The 15,566-nt window shown below is 66.6% G+C and carries 21 protein-coding genes; 20 read left to right on the plus strand and 1 reads right to left on the minus strand.

Annotated features, from left to right (window positions below):
- Positions 1–51 precede the first annotated feature (51 nt).
- From B2J89_RS06255 to flgJ, 17 genes are all read left to right on the plus strand, one after another.
- Entirely contained in the window at positions 52–393 is a 342-nt protein-coding gene (locus tag B2J89_RS06255) for a flagellar hook-basal body complex protein FliE (RefSeq protein ID WP_169168364.1), read from the plus strand.
- Positions 394–414: 21 nt separating this feature from the next.
- A complete protein-coding gene (fliF, locus tag B2J89_RS06260; protein WP_169168365.1) occupies positions 415–2,085 on the plus strand; it encodes a flagellar basal-body MS-ring/collar protein FliF in 1,671 nt (556 codons plus the stop codon).
- Entirely contained in the window at positions 2,069–3,100 is a 1,032-nt protein-coding gene (locus tag B2J89_RS06265; protein ID WP_169168366.1) for a FliG C-terminal domain-containing protein, read from the plus strand. Before fliF ends, B2J89_RS06265 begins: the two co-directional genes overlap by 17 nt.
- The gene (gene fliH, locus B2J89_RS06270; protein WP_169168367.1) at positions 3,097–3,774 is read left to right on the plus strand and encodes a flagellar assembly protein FliH; all 678 of its coding nucleotides are present in this window, start codon (positions 3,097–3,099) and stop codon (positions 3,772–3,774) included. Before B2J89_RS06265 ends, fliH begins: the two co-directional genes overlap by 4 nt.
- Positions 3,771–5,081, plus strand: coding sequence for a flagellar protein export ATPase FliI (fliI, locus tag B2J89_RS06275; RefSeq protein ID WP_169168368.1), 1,311 nt, complete (start codon positions 3,771–3,773; stop codon positions 5,079–5,081). Before fliH ends, fliI begins: the two co-directional genes overlap by 4 nt.
- Positions 5,078–5,512, plus strand: coding sequence for a flagellar FliJ family protein (locus B2J89_RS06280; RefSeq protein WP_169168369.1), 435 nt, complete (start codon positions 5,078–5,080; stop codon positions 5,510–5,512). The genes fliI and B2J89_RS06280 overlap by 4 nt, the downstream gene beginning before the upstream one ends.
- A 104-nt stretch (positions 5,513–5,616) precedes the next feature.
- Entirely contained in the window at positions 5,617–6,987 is a 1,371-nt protein-coding gene (gene fliD / locus B2J89_RS06285) for a flagellar filament capping protein FliD (RefSeq protein WP_169168370.1), read from the plus strand.
- Between the two features lie 31 nt (positions 6,988–7,018).
- Positions 7,019–7,405 (plus strand): flagellar export chaperone FliS, encoded by a 387-nt coding sequence (gene fliS, locus B2J89_RS06290; RefSeq protein ID WP_169168371.1) that lies wholly within the window; start codon positions 7,019–7,021, stop codon positions 7,403–7,405.
- A 10-nt stretch (positions 7,406–7,415) separates the two neighbouring features.
- Positions 7,416–7,709, plus strand: coding sequence for a hypothetical protein (locus tag B2J89_RS06295; protein ID WP_169168372.1), 294 nt, complete (start codon positions 7,416–7,418; stop codon positions 7,707–7,709).
- Complete coding sequence (locus B2J89_RS06300; protein ID WP_169168373.1) at positions 7,706–8,824, plus strand: flagellar hook-length control protein FliK; 1,119 nt, start codon at positions 7,706–7,708, stop codon at positions 8,822–8,824. Before B2J89_RS06295 ends, B2J89_RS06300 begins: the two co-directional genes overlap by 4 nt.
- A gap of 6 nt (positions 8,825–8,830) precedes the next feature.
- Positions 8,831–9,292, plus strand: coding sequence for a flagellar basal body-associated FliL family protein (locus B2J89_RS06305; protein WP_169168374.1), 462 nt, complete (start codon positions 8,831–8,833; stop codon positions 9,290–9,292).
- A gap of 2 nt (positions 9,293–9,294) precedes the next feature.
- Positions 9,295–10,011, plus strand: coding sequence for a FliA/WhiG family RNA polymerase sigma factor (gene fliA, locus B2J89_RS06310; RefSeq protein ID WP_169168375.1), 717 nt, complete (start codon positions 9,295–9,297; stop codon positions 10,009–10,011).
- A gap of 22 nt (positions 10,012–10,033) precedes the next feature.
- Positions 10,034–10,942, plus strand: a complete 909-nt coding sequence (motA, locus tag B2J89_RS06315; RefSeq protein ID WP_169168376.1) for a flagellar motor stator protein MotA — start codon at positions 10,034–10,036, stop codon at positions 10,940–10,942.
- On the plus strand, positions 10,939–11,922 hold the full coding sequence (locus B2J89_RS06320) for a flagellar motor protein MotB (RefSeq protein ID WP_169168377.1): 984 nt from the start codon (positions 10,939–10,941) through the stop codon (positions 11,920–11,922). The genes motA and B2J89_RS06320 overlap by 4 nt, the downstream gene beginning before the upstream one ends.
- A gap of 35 nt (positions 11,923–11,957) precedes the next feature.
- Positions 11,958–12,239: a flagellar biosynthesis anti-sigma factor FlgM gene (flgM, locus tag B2J89_RS06325; RefSeq protein ID WP_169168378.1), complete on the plus strand. Its 282-nt coding sequence runs from the start codon at positions 11,958–11,960 to the stop codon at positions 12,237–12,239.
- Positions 12,236–12,664 carry a flagellar protein FlgN gene (locus B2J89_RS06330; RefSeq protein ID WP_169168379.1) on the plus strand — a complete coding sequence of 143 codons (429 nt, stop codon included), beginning with the start codon at positions 12,236–12,238 and terminating at the stop codon, positions 12,662–12,664. Before flgM ends, B2J89_RS06330 begins: the two co-directional genes overlap by 4 nt.
- Positions 12,651–13,352, plus strand: coding sequence for a flagellar assembly peptidoglycan hydrolase FlgJ (gene flgJ, locus B2J89_RS06335; RefSeq protein ID WP_169168380.1), 702 nt, complete (start codon positions 12,651–12,653; stop codon positions 13,350–13,352). Before B2J89_RS06330 ends, flgJ begins: the two co-directional genes overlap by 14 nt.
- Here the strand turns inward: flgJ and flgA are convergent.
- Entirely contained in the window at positions 13,337–14,086 is a 750-nt protein-coding gene (gene flgA, locus B2J89_RS06340) for a flagellar basal body P-ring formation chaperone FlgA (RefSeq protein ID WP_169168381.1), read from the minus strand. The two genes, flgJ and flgA, sit on opposite strands and share 16 nt — an antisense overlap.
- Before the next feature lie 18 nt (positions 14,087–14,104).
- On the opposite strand from flgA, the gene flgB reads away from it, so the two are divergent.
- The 3 genes from flgB to B2J89_RS06355 are packed head-to-tail and all read left to right on the plus strand — an operon-like array spanning position 14,105 to position 15,564.
- Positions 14,105–14,467: a flagellar basal body rod protein FlgB gene (gene flgB / locus B2J89_RS06345; RefSeq protein WP_169168382.1), complete on the plus strand. Its 363-nt coding sequence runs from the start codon at positions 14,105–14,107 to the stop codon at positions 14,465–14,467.
- 4 nt (positions 14,468–14,471) lie between these two features.
- Positions 14,472–14,891: a flagellar basal body rod protein FlgC gene (gene flgC, locus B2J89_RS06350; protein WP_169168383.1), complete on the plus strand. Its 420-nt coding sequence runs from the start codon at positions 14,472–14,474 to the stop codon at positions 14,889–14,891.
- Positions 14,892–14,895: 4 nt separating this feature from the next.
- Positions 14,896–15,564 (plus strand): flagellar hook capping FlgD N-terminal domain-containing protein, encoded by a 669-nt coding sequence (locus B2J89_RS06355; protein ID WP_169168384.1) that lies wholly within the window; start codon positions 14,896–14,898, stop codon positions 15,562–15,564.
- The last annotated feature ends 2 nt before the right edge of the window (positions 15,565–15,566 follow it).

Raw genomic sequence — 15,566 nt, forward strand, 5'->3', positions numbered from 1 at the left:
AACAGGCCCCAGCGTGCTGTCGTTGCTCTGTGCGCCTCAAGGAAATGCCCCATGAGTTCCGTCACCGGACAACTGATCAACGCCGATCTGCTGCAGATCCAGGGTTACCTGTCGGACATCTCCAAGCCCTTGATCGCGCCAGCGCAAGGCGAGAGTGCTCACGGGCATGCCGGCGCCGGTTTTGCCGACCGCATGTTGGAAGCGGTGCGAGGCGTCAACCAGCAAGACCATCTGGCGGCCGAAAGGATGGCGGCCGTGGACAGCGGCGCCAGTGACGACCTGGTCGGGGCCATGCTGTCCAGCCAGGAGGCCAGCCTGTCTTTCTCCATGTTGATGCAGGTGCGAAACAAAGTGATGGGGGCGATGGAAGACCTCATCAAGTTGCCGATCTAAGCCCGAGCGAAAGTCACACGCGTGAATGCTGCCCTGAAATCCGGCTGGGAGCGCCTGCGCGCCAATGGCGCGCCCGCACTTCCACCTGCATTCTTCAAGAATCTGGCTCCGCTGGTGCTGCTGGCTGCGGGGCTGACGGCCGTGGTGCTGATGTTTCTCTGGAACGCTCAGGCCGGCTATAAGCCGCTGTTCGGCGCGCGCGAAAAGGTCGCCACCGCCGACATGATGTCAGTGCTGGAAGCGGAACGAATTCCCTACCGCGTGCACCCCGACAGCGGCCAGGTGCTGGTGCCTGAAAAAAGCCTCGGCAAGGTGCGCATGCTGCTGGCTGCCAAGGGCGTGACGGCCAAGCTGCCGGCCGGGCTGGAGCTGATGGACCGCAACGATCCTTTGGGCGTGAGCCAGTTCGTCCAGGACATCCGCTTTCGCCGCGGCCTCGAAGGCGAGTTGGCGCAAAGCATCGCTGCGCTGGACGCGGTGGAGAGCGCCCGCGTCCACCTGTCAATCGCCAAGTCGACCTCGTTCGTCATCAGCGATGGTACCCAGAGCTCCGCATCGGTGGTGGTTGCACTCAAGCCCGGCCACGTGCTCGCGCCCGAGCAGATCGCCGCCATCGTCAACCTGGTCGCCGGCAGCGTGGCCAGCCTCACCCCGCAGAGGGTGAGCCTGGTCGACCAGGCCGGCAACCTGCTCTCCGCCCACATCGACCTGAGCCAGGGCCCGGAGCCGCTGCACGGCAACGAGGCGGCCAAGCGCTACCAAGAAGCCACGCTGCGCAGCCTGCGCGACCTGCTTACGCCGGTGTTGGGCGAAGACAACTTCAAAGCCTCCGTGACCGCCGAGATCGACGATGACCGCATTGAAGAAACGCTGGAGCAATTCGGGGCGGACCCCAAGGTCACGGCAGAGGCCGTGCGCGACGAGCAGGACCGCGCCCTCTCGGCCATCGGCGTGCCCGGCTCGCTGAGCAACCGTCCCGTCAACGCCACGCCAGCGGACACGCCCCCCAACGAGGCCAACACGGCGCGCAAGAATGCCACCACGCGCCAGTATGCGTACGACCGCAGCATCAAGCAGATCAAGCGGAGTCGCAGCCGCCTGAGCAAGCTCAATGTGTCGGTGGTACTCAACAGCGCCGCCGCGCCCAAGGGCGCTGCCGACTGGAGTAAGCAAGACCTGGCCTACATCGAAAACATCCTGGCCAACGGTCTCGGCATCAACGCCGAACGCGGCGACAGGCTGGCCGTTTCGGCCCTGGCCTTCAGGGCCAGGCCCGAGCCGCCGGTCTGGTGGCAGCAGCGCGATAACCTGATCGATATGGGCACGCCCCTGGCCTATCTGGTGGGCGCCCTGCTGTGCTTCCTGCTGGTCGTGCGCCCGCTGCTGCGCAGCGTGCAAAAGCGCCTGGCTGCCGGCACCCCGCCCCTCCTCACGAACGGGCCGGCCCTCACGCCAGTGGTATCCCTGGCAGGCAAGAGCGCTCAAAGCGCCTCTGGCGCCGAGCACAGCACACCCGCCATCTCCCCCAACGCGATGCCTGTGGTGCCGCTGCTGGAAGACTACGACCTGCCCCCTCCCGGTTCTCCCGTCGATGTGATGGTCAATCACCTGCGCGTACTGGCCAGCAAAGAGCCCGAGCGCGTTGCCGAGGTGGTCAAACAATGGGTACAAAAGCATGGCCGACCTGAATGATGCGCTCCCCTCCGGAGGGGAAGCCAAGACCAGCAGCCTTGTGGAGCAAGCGGCCATCGTGCTGCTGTGCATGGGCGAAGAGCCTGCGGCGGCCGTCCTGCGCTGCCTGTCCCGCGAGGAGCTGCTGGAGGTGACGCAGGTCATGTCGCGGCTGAGCGGCATCAAGGTCGATGCCGTGAAAACCTCCATGCAGCGCTTCTTCGAGGACTACCGCGAGCAAAGCGGCGTGCACGGCGCTTCGCGCTCCTACCTCAAGCGCTCCCTCGATCTCGCACTGGGATCGGACATCGCCGGCAACGTACTCAACAGCATCTACGGCGACGCCATCCGGCCCAAGATGGCCCGGCTGCAATGGGCTTCGCCCAAATGGCTGGCCGACCGCATCGCGCATGAGCACGTGCGCATGCAGGCAGTCTTCCTGGCGTTCCTCCCACCGACCCAGGCCAGCATGGTCATCGAAGCCCTGCCAGAGGCGAGCCGCGACCTGGTGCTGTTGAACATGGCGCGCCTGCAGGAGATCGAAAGCGAGCTGCTGCTCGAGCTGGAGGAGATCGTGGCCCGCTGCCTCGATGAGCTTGGCACGCAAAGCGCCATGGTCGAAGGCACGCGCCAGGTGGCAGAGATCATCAACCGCCTGACCGGCGACAAGCGTCAGATGGTGGAGCTGCTGCGCGCGCACGACCCGCAGGTGGTGTCCGAAATCGAAGTCAGCATGTATGACTTCTTCATGCTGTCGAACCAGACCGAAGAGGTGCTGACCCGCATCCTCGACGAGGTTCCGCTCGAACAATGGGCCATGGCGCTCAAAGGGGCTGAACCCAGCGTGCGCAATGCGATCCTGCGCGCCATGCCGCGGCGCCAGGCCCAAAGCTTCGAGGACCTGTTGCGCCGCGCCGGCCCGGTGCCCCTCAGCCGCGTGGATCAGTCACGCAAGGAAATCATGGCCCAGGTCAAGGTCCTGGCCGATGCAGGCGAAATCCAGATCCAGCTGTTTGCCGAAACCGTCGTCGAATGAAGAATCCGCGCCTGCACCGGTTTCCTCCGCTGGCCCAGCTGCTGGCACGCCCCCACGCCGTGCGAGGCGGAGACGCTGCGTCGGTCGCGGACGGCTTTCAAGAAGGCATGGCGAAAGGCTATGAGCAGGGTCTGCAGGCCGGACGCCAGGACGGCCACGGCGAAGGCATCGCCGAAGGCCGCCGCGAAGGCCTGCGCCAGGGGCAAGAGCAGAGCCGCCGAGAGGCCCTGGCCCTGTTCGCCAACCTGTCTCAACCGCTGGAGGCGGCGCTGCAGCAAGTCAACAGCCTGCAAGCCGATTACCAGGCGGCCATGCGCAAGGAAGTGGTGGAGCTGGTGGCCAAGGTGGCGCGCCAGGTCATCCGCTGCGAACTCGCTCTGCAGCCGCAGCAGCTGCTGGCCATGGTGGACGAAACCCTGGCCACCCTGCCCCGCGTGAGCGACGATGCGGTCGAGATCCGCCTCAACCCTGAGGAGTGCCAACGCATCCAGGAACTTCACCCCGAAAGCGCCCAGCGCTGGAGGCTGCACCCCGACCCCCGACTGGAGCCGGGGGAATGCCACGTCCATGCCGGCAACCATGAAGCCGATGCCGGTTGCCGCCAGCGGCAGGCGGCCGTCATGGAGCAGATCAGCGCCCAGCTGATCGAGCCCATGCCCGAGGAGGCGCCGTGATCGCCGCCGCACTGCGCCGACTTGAACTGGGCGCCGTTCCCGTGGCCACGCCCACGGGGCGTTTGGTGGGCGCCTCGGGCCTGCTGCTCGAGAGCGCGGGCTGCGCGCTGCACACGGGCCAGCGCTGCCACATCGAGACCGCTGCCGGCGGATGGATCGAGGCCCAGGTCGTGGGTTTTCGGGAAGACATCTCCTACCTCATGCCTTTCAAGAAGACCGAAGGCCTGTCCACGGGCGCCCGTGTGCTGCCCGCCTCGGAGCGGGGCGACCTCATGATTGGTCCGTCGTGGCTGGGGCGCATCGTCAACGGCCTGGGCGAGCCCCTGGATGGCCTCGGCCGCCTGAGCGGCGAGCATGCGCTGCCCCCCCACCCCCCACGCGTGCATCCACTGCGCAAGCAGCCCGTGCGCGACATGCTGGATGTCGGGGTGCGCGCCATCAACGGCATGCTGACCCTGGGCAAGGGCCAGCGCGTGGGCCTAATGGCCGGCAGCGGCGTGGGGAAAAGCGTGCTGCTGGGACTGATCACACGCCAGACCGAGGCCGACGTGGTCGTGGTCGGCCTGATCGGCGAGCGCAGCCGCGAGGTGCGCGAGTTCATCGAACGCTCGCTGGGCGCCGCCGGCCTGGCACGGGCCGTGGTCGTGATCGCGCCGGCCGACGAGTCGCCTCTGATGCGCCTGCGGGCCACCGAGCTGTGCCACTCGATCGCCGCGCACTACCGCGACCAGGGCAAGCATGTGCTGCTGCTGGTGGATTCGCTCACGCGCTATGCCATGGCCAAGCGCGAGGTCGCGTTGGCATTGGGCGAGCCCCCCGCCACGCGCGGCTACCCGCCGTCCGTGTTCAGCCTGCTGCCGCAGCTGGTGGAAAGCGCGGGCAATGGCGAGCACGAACATGGCAGCATGAGCGCGATCTACACCGTGCTGGCCGAGGGCGACGACCAGCAAGACCCGGTGGTCGACACCGCGCGCGCGATTCTGGACGGCCACATCGTCCTGTCGCGCGAACTGGCTGAACGCGGCCACTACCCAGCCATCGATATCACCGCCTCCATCAGCCGCTGCATGGCGCAGGTGGCCAGCGCAGGGCACCTGCGCGCAGCGCGCAACCTCAAGGAAATGGTGTCGCGCTACCTGCAGGTGCGCGACATGCTGCCCCTGGGCGCTTATGTCGCGGGGGCCGACCCCACGACCGACCGTGCCGTGGCCCTGTACCCACGCATCGAGGCTTTTCTGCACCAGGGCACCAACGAGGCCGCCCCCATGGCGCCGACGCTGACCCAGCTTGAGGGCCTGATGGCATGACGAACGGGCACAGCCTTGGCAACCTGGCCCGGCTCGTGGAGCTGCGCCAGCGCGCGGTGGACCGACAGCTGGCCGAGGTCGCCGACAAGCAGAGCGTGCGCGAGCGCTACCAGCGCAATCTGGAGCAGCTCGACAGCCTGTGCCGCAACGCCGGCCCCAGCGGCGCATCGATGGCCGTTTTTTCACTCAATAACGCCAACTACAAGCAAACCGTTATGCAGTTGGCCGACACGCACCGCGTCGACCTGGCCTTGCACGACGCGGACCTGGCGCTGTCCCGCCGCGCCCTGGTGGAGGCTGCGCGCCAGCGCGAGGCCGTGGACCAGCTGCTCACGCGCCAGCGGCAGGCCCTGCAGCGGACACAGGCCGCGCAAGAGCAAAAGCGCCAGGACGAAATGGCCTCGCTGGTGTGGCACCGGAGGTCCGCATGACACGGCTTTTTCAACCCCTGCTTGGGCGCCATTTCAGTGGCGGCCGATTTCGGTCGCCTTTCCGTCAGACCGTTCTTCTTCAACCCCTTTGAAAGGACCCTGACATGGCAGACATCACCCCCAGCACCATGGCCAGCCAGTTGGCGACCATGTACACCTCGGCTGCACAGAGCCTGATCACGTCGCAGACCAAGAGCGCCCAGGCGGCGTCGACGGCGCTGACCAAGCTCCAGTCCGCGCTCAGCGCGTTCGACACGGCGCTCAACAGCCTCTCGGGCAGCGCGAGCAAGAGCGTGGTGCAGCGCGGCGCCACCCTCAGCAACCCCGCCATTGGCACGGTCACCGCCACAGCAACCGCCCAACCAGGCAACTACAGTTTTTTCGTGGAGCAGGTCGCTGCGCGCCACCAGGTGGCGTTTGAAGACCTGCCAGCCGTGCCGGTCTCGCTGGGCGGCCCCCTGGTGGTGACGCTGGCCGACGGCAGGAGTTTCACCGCCAACATCGCCACCGCGGACCAGAACAACGACGGCACCATCTCGCAGGCCGAGATCGCCCGCGCCATCAACCAGGCGACCGAGAACCAGGGCAATGTCACCGCCGCCACCGTGACCGTGGGCGGCAAGACACAGCTGGTGCTGTCTTCGGGCCAGACCGGTGTCAACAGCCGTATCACGCTGGACACCAGCGGCCTGCCCAACAGCGACCTCAAAACCGCGTTCACCACCAGCATAGAACTGTCCGCGGCACGCGACGCCATCGTCTGGCTGGGCGACAAAGACGCGGGCATCAAGCTGCAACAGGCCTCCAACACCCTGACCGCCGTCGATGGGGTGACCATCACCCTCGCCAAGGCCATGCAAAGCGGGGACGCCCCGATCAGCCTGACCGTCAGCAACGACGACAGCGGCACCAGCGCCAACGTGAAAAAATTCATCGATGCCTACAACACGCTGAAGAAAACACTCGACGACCTCACGGCCAATGGCAAGGACGGCGTCGAGCGCGCCGCCTTTGCATCAGATGCCGGCGTGCTGTCCCTGCGCAACCGGATGTCGAACGCGCTGCGGCAAAGCTACGGCGGCCTGAGCCTGGCCGAGTTCGGTATCAACGCCGACCGCAACGGCACGCTCTCGCTGAACGACGCCAAGCTGCAGAAAACCCTGGCCGCGCATCCCGAGGGCCTGGACGCGGTGTTCGGCAACACCGGCCTGACCACTTCGAGTGGAGCCCTGGGTGCATTCCACAGTATCGTGAAAAGCTGGACCGACAGTGCCTCGGGCCAAATCAAACAACGCCAGAACTCCGTGCAAGCGCAGCAAAAGACGCTGGCCACGCGCCAGACGCGCCTGGATAACCAGTACACGCAGGCCTACAACCGCTACCTCGCCCAGTTCACGCAACTGCAGTCGCTGCAGGCGCGCATGAACGATACGTCGAGTCTGCTCAGCAACCTCGGCAACTTCGGCACCAGTTGAGGCCTGCCCCCACCACTTCGCCCCCACACCCATGGACTACGACGTTTACAGCAATTACCACGCCGTCAATCTGAACGCGCAAACCGCCAATGCCTCGCCCGTGCAGCTGGTGCTGATCCTGATGGATGGCCTGCTGGAGGAATTGGCGCGCACGCGCGCCCACATCGAAGGCAAGCGCTACGAACTCAAAGCCCGTGGCTTGGACAAGTGCGTCAACATCCTCAACGGCCTGTCGAGTTCGCTCGACTTCGAGAACGGCGGTGAAGTGGTAGCCAACCTGGGGCGGCTCTACGAATACTGCGCCTGGCGCCTGTACAAGGCGGGGCTCGACCTGGAGGTCGGCATGATCGACGAGGTGGTGGGCTTGCTCACCAGCATCCGCAACAGCTGGCAGGCCATGCAGGTGGCCCATGGCTAAGGCACGGCAGATGGCCAACTTGACACAGCGGTTGCGCGCTGCGGCAGCGGCACAGAACTGGCGGGCGCTGGAGCAAGCCGACCGCGACCTGGCAACGTGGCTGGAGCTGCCCGCCCAGGCCGGCGCCTTGTCTGACACCGAACGCGCAAGCCTGCAAAACCTGGAGCGCGCGCACCAGCAGGCGCGGGCCCAGTGCGCCGCGGCCAGCGACGAATTGGCGCAGCGCCTCTCGGACCTGCGCACCCACAAGGACGGCTGGCTGGCCTATGCCCTCAACAGCGACCTGAACGACGCCACGGCATGACCATCGCCCTGCCCCTCTCCCCTGCATTCGCTGTCGCGGCGGCCCCGCTCGAACCGGCGCCGGGCACTGCGCAGGCCTTTGCCACGGCGGCGCCCGCGTCCGCCGGTGCTGCCCTTTTTTTTGAAACGCTGCAACGCGCCGCCGATCCCGCACTGTGGCTGCCGAGCGCCCCTGGCAGCAGCAGCGAAGCCGCTCTGCCGGTCGTGCCCGTTTCCGGCACACGGCCCTTCGACGGCTTCGACAAGGAGCAAGAGACCGAGGCCGCGCAGTTGCCCACCGGCGCAATGGCGCCACTCGCCATGGCCCAGCTGGCCGACGCCAACATGCCTGTGGTCGCACTGCCTACCAACCTGCAGCGGCCATTGGACCCGGCCACGACCGCCGCGACGGCAACCGCCGAGCAGTCGGCGGCCGCAGGTGCGCTTCCCAATCGCACCGTTCCCCAGGCGATGTCCGGCCCTGCGCAACTCTCCCAGGCTCCGCTTGTTCCGCAGGAGGCGCCAGCCGCTCCCCAGGCCCCGCGTGTCAACGCTGCCAAAGACTTGTGGTCAGGCAGCGCCACGCTCGGCCCCGAGGCCGCCGCCGTGCGCGAAAAAAGCATGGCGCTGCCTCTATGGCTGCGTGAAACTCGCGTGGCGCCCGACCCTGCTCAGTCCGATGCAAGTGACATACCCGCCACCGCCGTCTCGGCCAACGCCACGCCCCGTACGGACACGCGGACGCCACAGGCCTTGCTTGAAACCCTCGGCGAGCGCATCGGCTGGCATGTCAAACGCGGCAGCGAGCACGCCGTCATCCGCCTCGACCCACCGATGCACGGCCAGTTGGAAATCACCATCCGGCGCGACAGCGCCGGCATCCAGGTGCACCTGAGCGCCTCCAGCAGCGAAGTCGTCCGTCAACTGCAGGCCATCAGCGATGGCCTGCGCCAGGACCTGATGGGTCGCCAGACAGGCGAGGTCATGGTCGTGATCTCCCACGGTGCCCGAGACAGCGACGGGCGGGAGCGCCAGAAAGACAGCGCCCCGGAGCAGAACGCGCCTGGGCAAGCCCTTGCGGAAGCAGAAAGCGACCAGGCTCCGGCGCGCTTCGCCCTCCATTCACCCCCTTATTGATCCACGATGAAAAAGTCACGGCAACTCATGGTCCTCGCCCTAGTGAGCCTACTCACGGCGGCTGCTGGCGGCGGCGGCGCTTGGTGGTGGTTCCAGCGCCAGGCCACGGCGGCCCCTGCGGTAGAGGCCAAGCCGACCTTCGACAAGCAGGAATACAAGTACGTCAGCCTCGACAAGGTCATCGTGATGCTGCGCAGCCAGGCCGGCGATCCCCTATCGCACTACCTGGCCGTCGATTTGGTCTTCAAGACGGTGGCTGAAAAGGAGCGCACGGTCAAAGAGCATCTGCCCCTGCTGCGCAGCGTGGCCGTGATGGCGTTGTCGACCTATCCGCTGGAGAAAGCCTCCCACATGACCGTGGCGCAGTTGGCAGCGGAGATCAATGCCGCCTACCAGGCCAGCTACCAAAACGAGAACCGCGAGCAGCCGTTTGTTGAAGCCCTGATCGGCAAGCTGATCATCGAATAAACATGGACATGCACACGGGTTACGCCGAAGTTCACGGTGCCGCCGCCTGCAGCGCCGAAGATGAGCAACGGCATCTGCTGTCTTACGCACCGTTGGTCAAGCGGGTCGTGCGGCAGCTGACGTCCCAGATTGGCGGCGCCGTGGACCGCGAGGACATGGAGCAGATCGGGCTGATGGGCCTGCTCGACGCCTTGCGGCGCTATGGCGGCGCCCCCGATGAGAAGTTCGGTGCCTATGCCTCAATACGCATCCGCGGCTCCATCCTCGATGAGCTGCGGCGCCAGGACTGGCGTCCGCGCGCCGTGCGCCAGGAAAGCCACCGCATGCGGGATGCGGTGCGCGAGCTGACGCGCCGACTCGGCCGCACGCCGAGCGAGAACGACATCATGAAAGAGCTGGGTATCAACGCGGCCGAACTGCAGGAGTACCGCCTGGCGGAAAACGCCGAGATGCTGGTGAGCTTCGACGAGATCCTGCAGGAACTCAGCAACGTGCCCGCCAGCGCGCTCACGCCGGAGGCTGCCCTCATGAGCCGGCGCAGCCTGGAGCAGGCGCTGGGCACCCTGGACGAGCGTGAACAACGTGTGGTCCACATGTATTACGAATTCGATCTCAGCCTGAAGGAAATTTCCGCTGTGCTGGGCCTCACGGACGCACGCATCTGCCAGATCAACAAGGGAGCTCTGCGGAAGATGAAAGCCTTCCTGCAAGACGCGTGAACTCCCTTTCAGGAAAACAAAAATGCAACCAATCGTCGGTATAGCCATTGTTCTTGGCTGTGTGTTCGGAGGCTTCATGATGGGTGGCGGCGAGCTGCGGGTCATCTGGGAACCGGTCGAGCTGCTGATCATCTCTGGGGCCGCCCTGGGCGCCATCGTGCTAGGCAACCCGCGCCATGTGCTCAATGAAATGGTGCTGCAGCTGCGCAAGGCCGTCACCATGCGCAAGCAAAGCCAGGAGTTCCAGCGCCAGTTGCTGCTGCTGATGTACGAACTGCTGCAAACCGCCGCCGGCGGCCTGAAGGCACTCGACGCCCATGTCGAGGCGCCGCAGCAAAGTGCCCTGTTCCAGCGCTACCCGCTGGTGCTGGCTGAACCCAAGCTGCTGCACTTCATCGTCGACAACTTCCGCCTGATGGCCATGGGCAAGATCAATGCCCACGAACTCGAAGGCGTGCTCGAACAGGAGCTGGAGGCGATCCATGAGGAGCTGAACCAGCCGTCCAAGTCGCTGCACAAGATCGCCGAGGCCATGCCCGGCTTCGGCATCCTGGCCGCAGTGCTGGGCATCGTGATGGCGATGAACACCATCGGTGATGGCGCCAGCTCCGCCGAAATCGCTGAGAAAGTCGCCGCGGCGATGGTCGGCACCTTCATCGGCATCTTCTTTTGCTACGGCGTGCTGGACCCGCTGAGCAACGTGATGAAGCAACTGGTCAAGCAGGAGCTGTCCACGCTCGAATGCGTGAAGGTCGTGCTGGTCACCCACGTCTCCGGCAAGCCCCCGCTGCTGGCCATTGACGCGGGCCGCCGCTTGGTGCAGCTCAACCTCAAGCCCAGCTTTGCCCTGCTTGAGGGCTGGATCAACGCGCTGACCGGCGAAGATGCGCCGCCCAGGACGCCCAATCGCCGCGCGGGAGACCCCCGGTGAGCGCTGCGCGCGAAAAACAGCACCAGGCCATCGTCAAGCGCGTCTCGCGCAAGCACGACGATGAGGAGCACGGCGGAGCCTGGAAGGTCGCTTTCGCCGACTTCTGCCTGGCCTTGATGTGCCTTTTCCTGTTGCTGTGGGTGCTCGCTGCGCGCAACGCGGAGCACACCGAGGAAGTGCTGCGCACCACCGGCGGCAAGCTTTTCGACGAGGGCGCGGGCCACAAGATCCAGAGCTTCAGCACGGCCCGGGGCAGCCTGATTCCCCGCGACCCCATACCCGCGCAAGGCGACACCCTGCAGCCACGCAAGGCCTTCACCAACGGCACAGGGAACGCCCAGGACACTCTACCAGGGGCCGCCCCTTTGCAGACACGCTACGAATCTCCGGCCGACCTGCAGCAGTTGTCGGCGATCCTGGCCAAGCTCAGCGACGATGCGGGCCTGGCCAGCAATCTGCAGACCATCATCACGCCCTACGGGCTGCGCGTCATGCTCCACGACACCGCCAAGCTGGGCATGTTCGAGCGCGGCAGCGCCTTTCCCACCGACCGCTTCCGCCGCCTGCTGCGCAAGATCGGGCCGGTATTTGCCCGCATGGAAAACCAGATGCTGATCGTCGGGCACACCGACTCCCTGCCCTATGCCGACGGCGATTTCGGCGCCGCCTCCAACTGGACGCTGTCGAACAGCCGGGCCATGTCCGCCCGCTACCACCTGCTGGCTGGCGGTATGCCCGCCACCAGTACGCTGCAGATCGTGGGCATGGCAGACCGCGCCCCCTTCGATGCCAATGACTCCACAGCGGACATCAACCGCCGCATCGAGCTGCTCATCCTCACCAGCGAACATGCCGGCAACATTGCCGCCATGTTCGGCGTGCCGGGCACCGTCACACCCTTGCTGCCCGGTGTGGACTCGGCCCTGCCCGAGCGCAACGCACTGACGGCGATGCGCGAGACCCTGAAAAAATTCCGTTGACCGTTGCCATGGAAACCAGACCCCGAGGCTATCGCATGAAAATCACCAGCACAGGCCTGCCTGCACTGCCCGCCACTGCCACCACCCCCATCCAGGAAACCCTGCCCGCGCACCCGGCCCAGACGGCACTGCGCGCGGAAGCCAGCGAACACCAGTCCACCGTGCTGCAGCCGGCCCAGGCGGCGCTGCGCGCCATGCCCGAAATCGATGAAGCCAAGGTGGCCGCGCTGCGCGATGCCTTGGCGCGCGGGGAGGTGAAGTTTGACGCGGCCAAGCTCGCCGGCCTGATCGCGCGCTACCACGGGGGGAGGGAATGAGCCTGCAGCCCGTCCTGAAGCGATTGCTCGCCGACATGGATGCCGACGTGCGGGAATACCGCGCCTTGAACGCCCTGCTGGAGGAACAGTTCGCCACCGCCCTGCGCCACGACAGCGCGGGCCTCGAAGTGCTGGCCCGCACCATCACGGCGGCGGTCGATGGGCTGGAAAAGCGCCGGCAAGCGCGCGTGGTGCTGGTCTCCCGCCTGCTGCCCACGCATGCCCGGCCGAGCATGGCGGCCGTGCTGGAGCGCCTCTCGGTACCAGCGCGCAAGGCCGTCGCCGCGCGCTGGAGCACCCTGGAGTCCCTGGTGCGCGAATGCAAGGAGCGCAACGCCGGCAACGGCCGCCTGATGAGCGACCAGCAGGCCCTGCTGCAGCGCGTGCTGACAGGCAAGGAAGAGGACACTTATGCTGCGGCCTGACATCGCGCTCGGCAGCACCACCGCCTCGTCGTGGAGCACCTTGCAGCCAGCGCTGGGCGGCACGGGCAACTTCGCGGCCGCATTCCAGCGCGTGCACGCCGACATCAAGCAGGTGATCGAGCACGGCTGGCCCGACGAGGCTTGGCCGGCGTTGCGGCCTGAAGCCCAGATCCACCGCCTGAACAGCGCGCAGCCCAGTACCGCGCTGGGCGATGCGGTCTCCAGTGAAAGCCCGCAGGCCTTTCTCGCGGCGATTGCGCCGTGGGCCCGGCAAGCCGCGCAAAGCCTGGGCGTCTCCACCGAGCTGGTGGCCGCCCACGCGGCGCTGGAGTCTGGCTGGGGGCAGCGGCAGTTGCGCGATGCCTCGGGCCACACCACCCACAACCTGTTCGGCCTCAAGGCCCAGGCGGGCTGGCAAGGCGAGCGCGCCGAAGCGCTCACGACCGAATACGAAGACGGCGTGGCCGTCAAGAAAACCGAAGGTTTCCGCAGCTACCCCGACTATGCAAGCGCGTTCGACGACTACGCCCGCCTACTCCAGAGCAGCCCGCGCTACCGCGCCGCGCTGAACACCGGCAGCGATGCCCAGGCATTCGCCCAGGCGCTGGCGCGCGGCGGCTACGCCACGGACCCGGCCTACGCGGCCAAGCTGGGTCGGGTGGCGAGCCAGATTCAGTCGTTGGACTGACCGGAATACGAACCCGCCATGCTTTCAGGCTCCACCACCGCACTGTCCAGCACACGCGCACGGATGATCTTGCCCGTGCTGGTGTTGCGCACCCGCACGATGGCGCCGCGCCGCCCCGACTCCAGCGCCTCGCCCGCCACCTGGACCTCGACCGGCCCGCTGCGGGCCACGATGTGCACGCTGTCGCCACGCTTGACCAGCACGGGCTGCGCTAGAAAGCGCGGCTGCACCACCTGCCCCGCGCGCAGCGCGCGCGCGCTGGCCTGGCCGATCGCGGCGTCCAGCGCCGGCAGGCTGTCGGCCATGTCGGCGAGCTTGCGCCGCTCCTGCGTCAGGTCGGCCTCGGCCAGCGGGCGGTTGGCGGGCACGTCGGTCGCAGCCACCACCACCATGGCCGAAACCTCGGCACGCACGATCCAGTCGCGCTGCCAGCCGGCCTGGCCAGGGCAAGTGGCGCTGAAGCGCATGCGGCTGAGATACCGCGTCTCCATCGCGTCGACGGCGACCGCCTGCGGGCAGGGCGCCGGCACCGGGGCACGGCTGACGAAGCTCAGCTCGAAGGCGGGGTCCACCAAACCCTTGAGCGTGGCCTGCTCGGCCAGAAACTGGCGCACCGCCGCCTCGACCTGGACCGCAGGTTCCGGGCTGGCCGCCTGCGACAGCGTCGCCCCGAGCAATGCCCCCACGAAGGCGGCACGCAACAGCGACCGGCCGTGAACGTTTTTTGTGTACATCAGGAGAAGAGGAACGATATGGGAATTCACTTCGACAAGGCGCTGGGCATCCACCAGGATGCGCTCAGGCTGCGCGCGGATCGTACCAAGGTCCTTGCATCCAACCTGGCCAACGAAAGCACCCCTGGCTACCAGGCGCGCGACATCAATTTCTCTGCGGCGCTCAGCCGCACCCGCGACAGCCATGACAGCCTGGCGCTGGACACCGGCGACGCGGAGTTGCTGTACCGCGTGCCCAACCACCCTTCCCAGGACGGCAACACCGTCGAGCTTGGCGTGGAGCAGGCTGTCTTTTCGCAGAACGCCTCGGATTTCCAGACCAGCCTGGCCTTCACCAACATGAAGCTCAAGGGCCTTGCCAAAGCCATCGCGGGACAGTAAGACCATGTCATTCCGAATGATCACCGAGATTGCCGGTTCGGCCATGACGGCCCAGACCGTGCGCCTCAACACCATCTCCAGCAACCTGGCCAACGCACAGTCGGCGGCCGGCAACGAAGCCGACACCTACCGCGCGCGCAAACCGGTGTTTTCGGCCATCAACCGGGCGGCCAGCGGCGATCAGCTGCCCGGAGCGCGCGTGCAGGTGCTCGACGTGATCCAGAGCACCGAGCCCCTGCGCAAGGTCTACGAGCCTGGCCACCCGCTGGCCAACGACCAGGGCGAAGTGTTCTACCCCAATGTCAACCCGGTGGCCGAGATGACCGACATGCTGTCGGCATCGCGCGCCTTTGAAACCAATGTGGAGGTGCTCAGCCGCGTCAAGTCGATGCAGCAATCCCTCCTGAAACTCGGCGAAGGCTGATCCCATGCAAACCCCTTCCTCCACCAGCGGCCAGAGCGCTGGCGTCGACACAGGCATCGCCAATGCAGCGGGCTCGGCGGCATCCGTCTCCAACCTGTTCACCACCCTGCTGGTCGCCCAGATCAGGAACCAGAACCCGCTGGAGCCCACGGATCCGAGCGAATTCGTCGGCCAGCTGGCCCAGCTCAGCCAGATGGAGGCGCTGCAAAAGCTGACCGACCAGGGCGCGGCGAGCACGTCCATCCTGTCCAGCCTGCAGCTGCTGTCCCTCGGTGCCCAGGTCGGCTCGCAGATCACGGTGCGCAGCGACACGGTGACCCTGGCCGGGGAGCCCGTCCAGATCGGCTTCACGCTGGAGAACCTCAGCGCACAGAACACACTGGTTCTCACTGCCGGCGACGGCAGCACCCAGCGCATCGAACTGGGCACGCTGAGCCCCGGCGCGGCGCACTACACGATCGACCCCGCCAAGCTGGGCCTGCCACCGGGCACCTACCGCATGGAAATCGTCGCCGACAACAAGGAAACGCCCCCGCTGGATGTCACCGGCACCCTGGCGAGCGTGCGGCTGTCCAGCTCGGGCATGCCTCTTCTGAGCGTCTCCGGCGCGGGCCAGGTGCAGCCCGGCCTGATCACCGGCTTCAACGGCCAGCCCTCCTCCACCAGCCACTGAAC

The sequence above is a fragment of the Acidovorax sp. SRB_24 genome (assembly GCF_012931925.1).

Excerpts from the sequence above, each read along its gene's own strand:
- B2J89_RS06255 (WP_169168364.1), top strand. The coding sequence starts at position 52 with ATGAGTTCCGTCACCGGACAACTGATCAACGCCGATCTGCTGCAGATC.
- B2J89_RS06265 (WP_169168366.1), top strand. The coding sequence starts at position 2,069 with ATGGCCGACCTGAATGATGCGCTCCCCTCCGGAGGGGAAGCCAAGACC.
- fliH (WP_169168367.1), top strand. The coding sequence starts at position 3,097 with ATGAAGAATCCGCGCCTGCACCGGTTTCCTCCGCTGGCCCAGCTGCTG.
- B2J89_RS06280 (WP_169168369.1), top strand. The coding sequence starts at position 5,078 with ATGACGAACGGGCACAGCCTTGGCAACCTGGCCCGGCTCGTGGAGCTG.
- fliD (WP_169168370.1), top strand. The coding sequence starts at position 5,617 with ATGGCAGACATCACCCCCAGCACCATGGCCAGCCAGTTGGCGACCATG.
- fliS (WP_169168371.1), top strand. The coding sequence starts at position 7,019 with ATGGACTACGACGTTTACAGCAATTACCACGCCGTCAATCTGAACGCG.
- B2J89_RS06295 (WP_169168372.1), top strand. The coding sequence starts at position 7,416 with ATGGCCAACTTGACACAGCGGTTGCGCGCTGCGGCAGCGGCACAGAAC.
- B2J89_RS06300 (WP_169168373.1), top strand. The coding sequence starts at position 7,706 with ATGACCATCGCCCTGCCCCTCTCCCCTGCATTCGCTGTCGCGGCGGCC.
- B2J89_RS06305 (WP_169168374.1), top strand. The coding sequence starts at position 8,831 with ATGAAAAAGTCACGGCAACTCATGGTCCTCGCCCTAGTGAGCCTACTC.
- fliA (WP_169168375.1), top strand. The coding sequence starts at position 9,295 with ATGGACATGCACACGGGTTACGCCGAAGTTCACGGTGCCGCCGCCTGC.
- motA (WP_169168376.1), top strand. The coding sequence starts at position 10,034 with ATGCAACCAATCGTCGGTATAGCCATTGTTCTTGGCTGTGTGTTCGGA.
- flgM (WP_169168378.1), top strand. The coding sequence starts at position 11,958 with ATGAAAATCACCAGCACAGGCCTGCCTGCACTGCCCGCCACTGCCACC.
- B2J89_RS06330 (WP_169168379.1), top strand. The coding sequence starts at position 12,236 with ATGAGCCTGCAGCCCGTCCTGAAGCGATTGCTCGCCGACATGGATGCC.
- flgJ (WP_169168380.1), top strand. The coding sequence starts at position 12,651 with ATGCTGCGGCCTGACATCGCGCTCGGCAGCACCACCGCCTCGTCGTGG.
- flgA (WP_169168381.1), bottom strand. The coding sequence starts at position 14,086 with ATGTACACAAAAAACGTTCACGGCCGGTCGCTGTTGCGTGCCGCCTTC.
- flgB (WP_169168382.1), top strand. The coding sequence starts at position 14,105 with ATGGGAATTCACTTCGACAAGGCGCTGGGCATCCACCAGGATGCGCTC.
- flgC (WP_169168383.1), top strand. The coding sequence starts at position 14,472 with ATGTCATTCCGAATGATCACCGAGATTGCCGGTTCGGCCATGACGGCC.
- B2J89_RS06355 (WP_169168384.1), top strand. The coding sequence starts at position 14,896 with ATGCAAACCCCTTCCTCCACCAGCGGCCAGAGCGCTGGCGTCGACACA.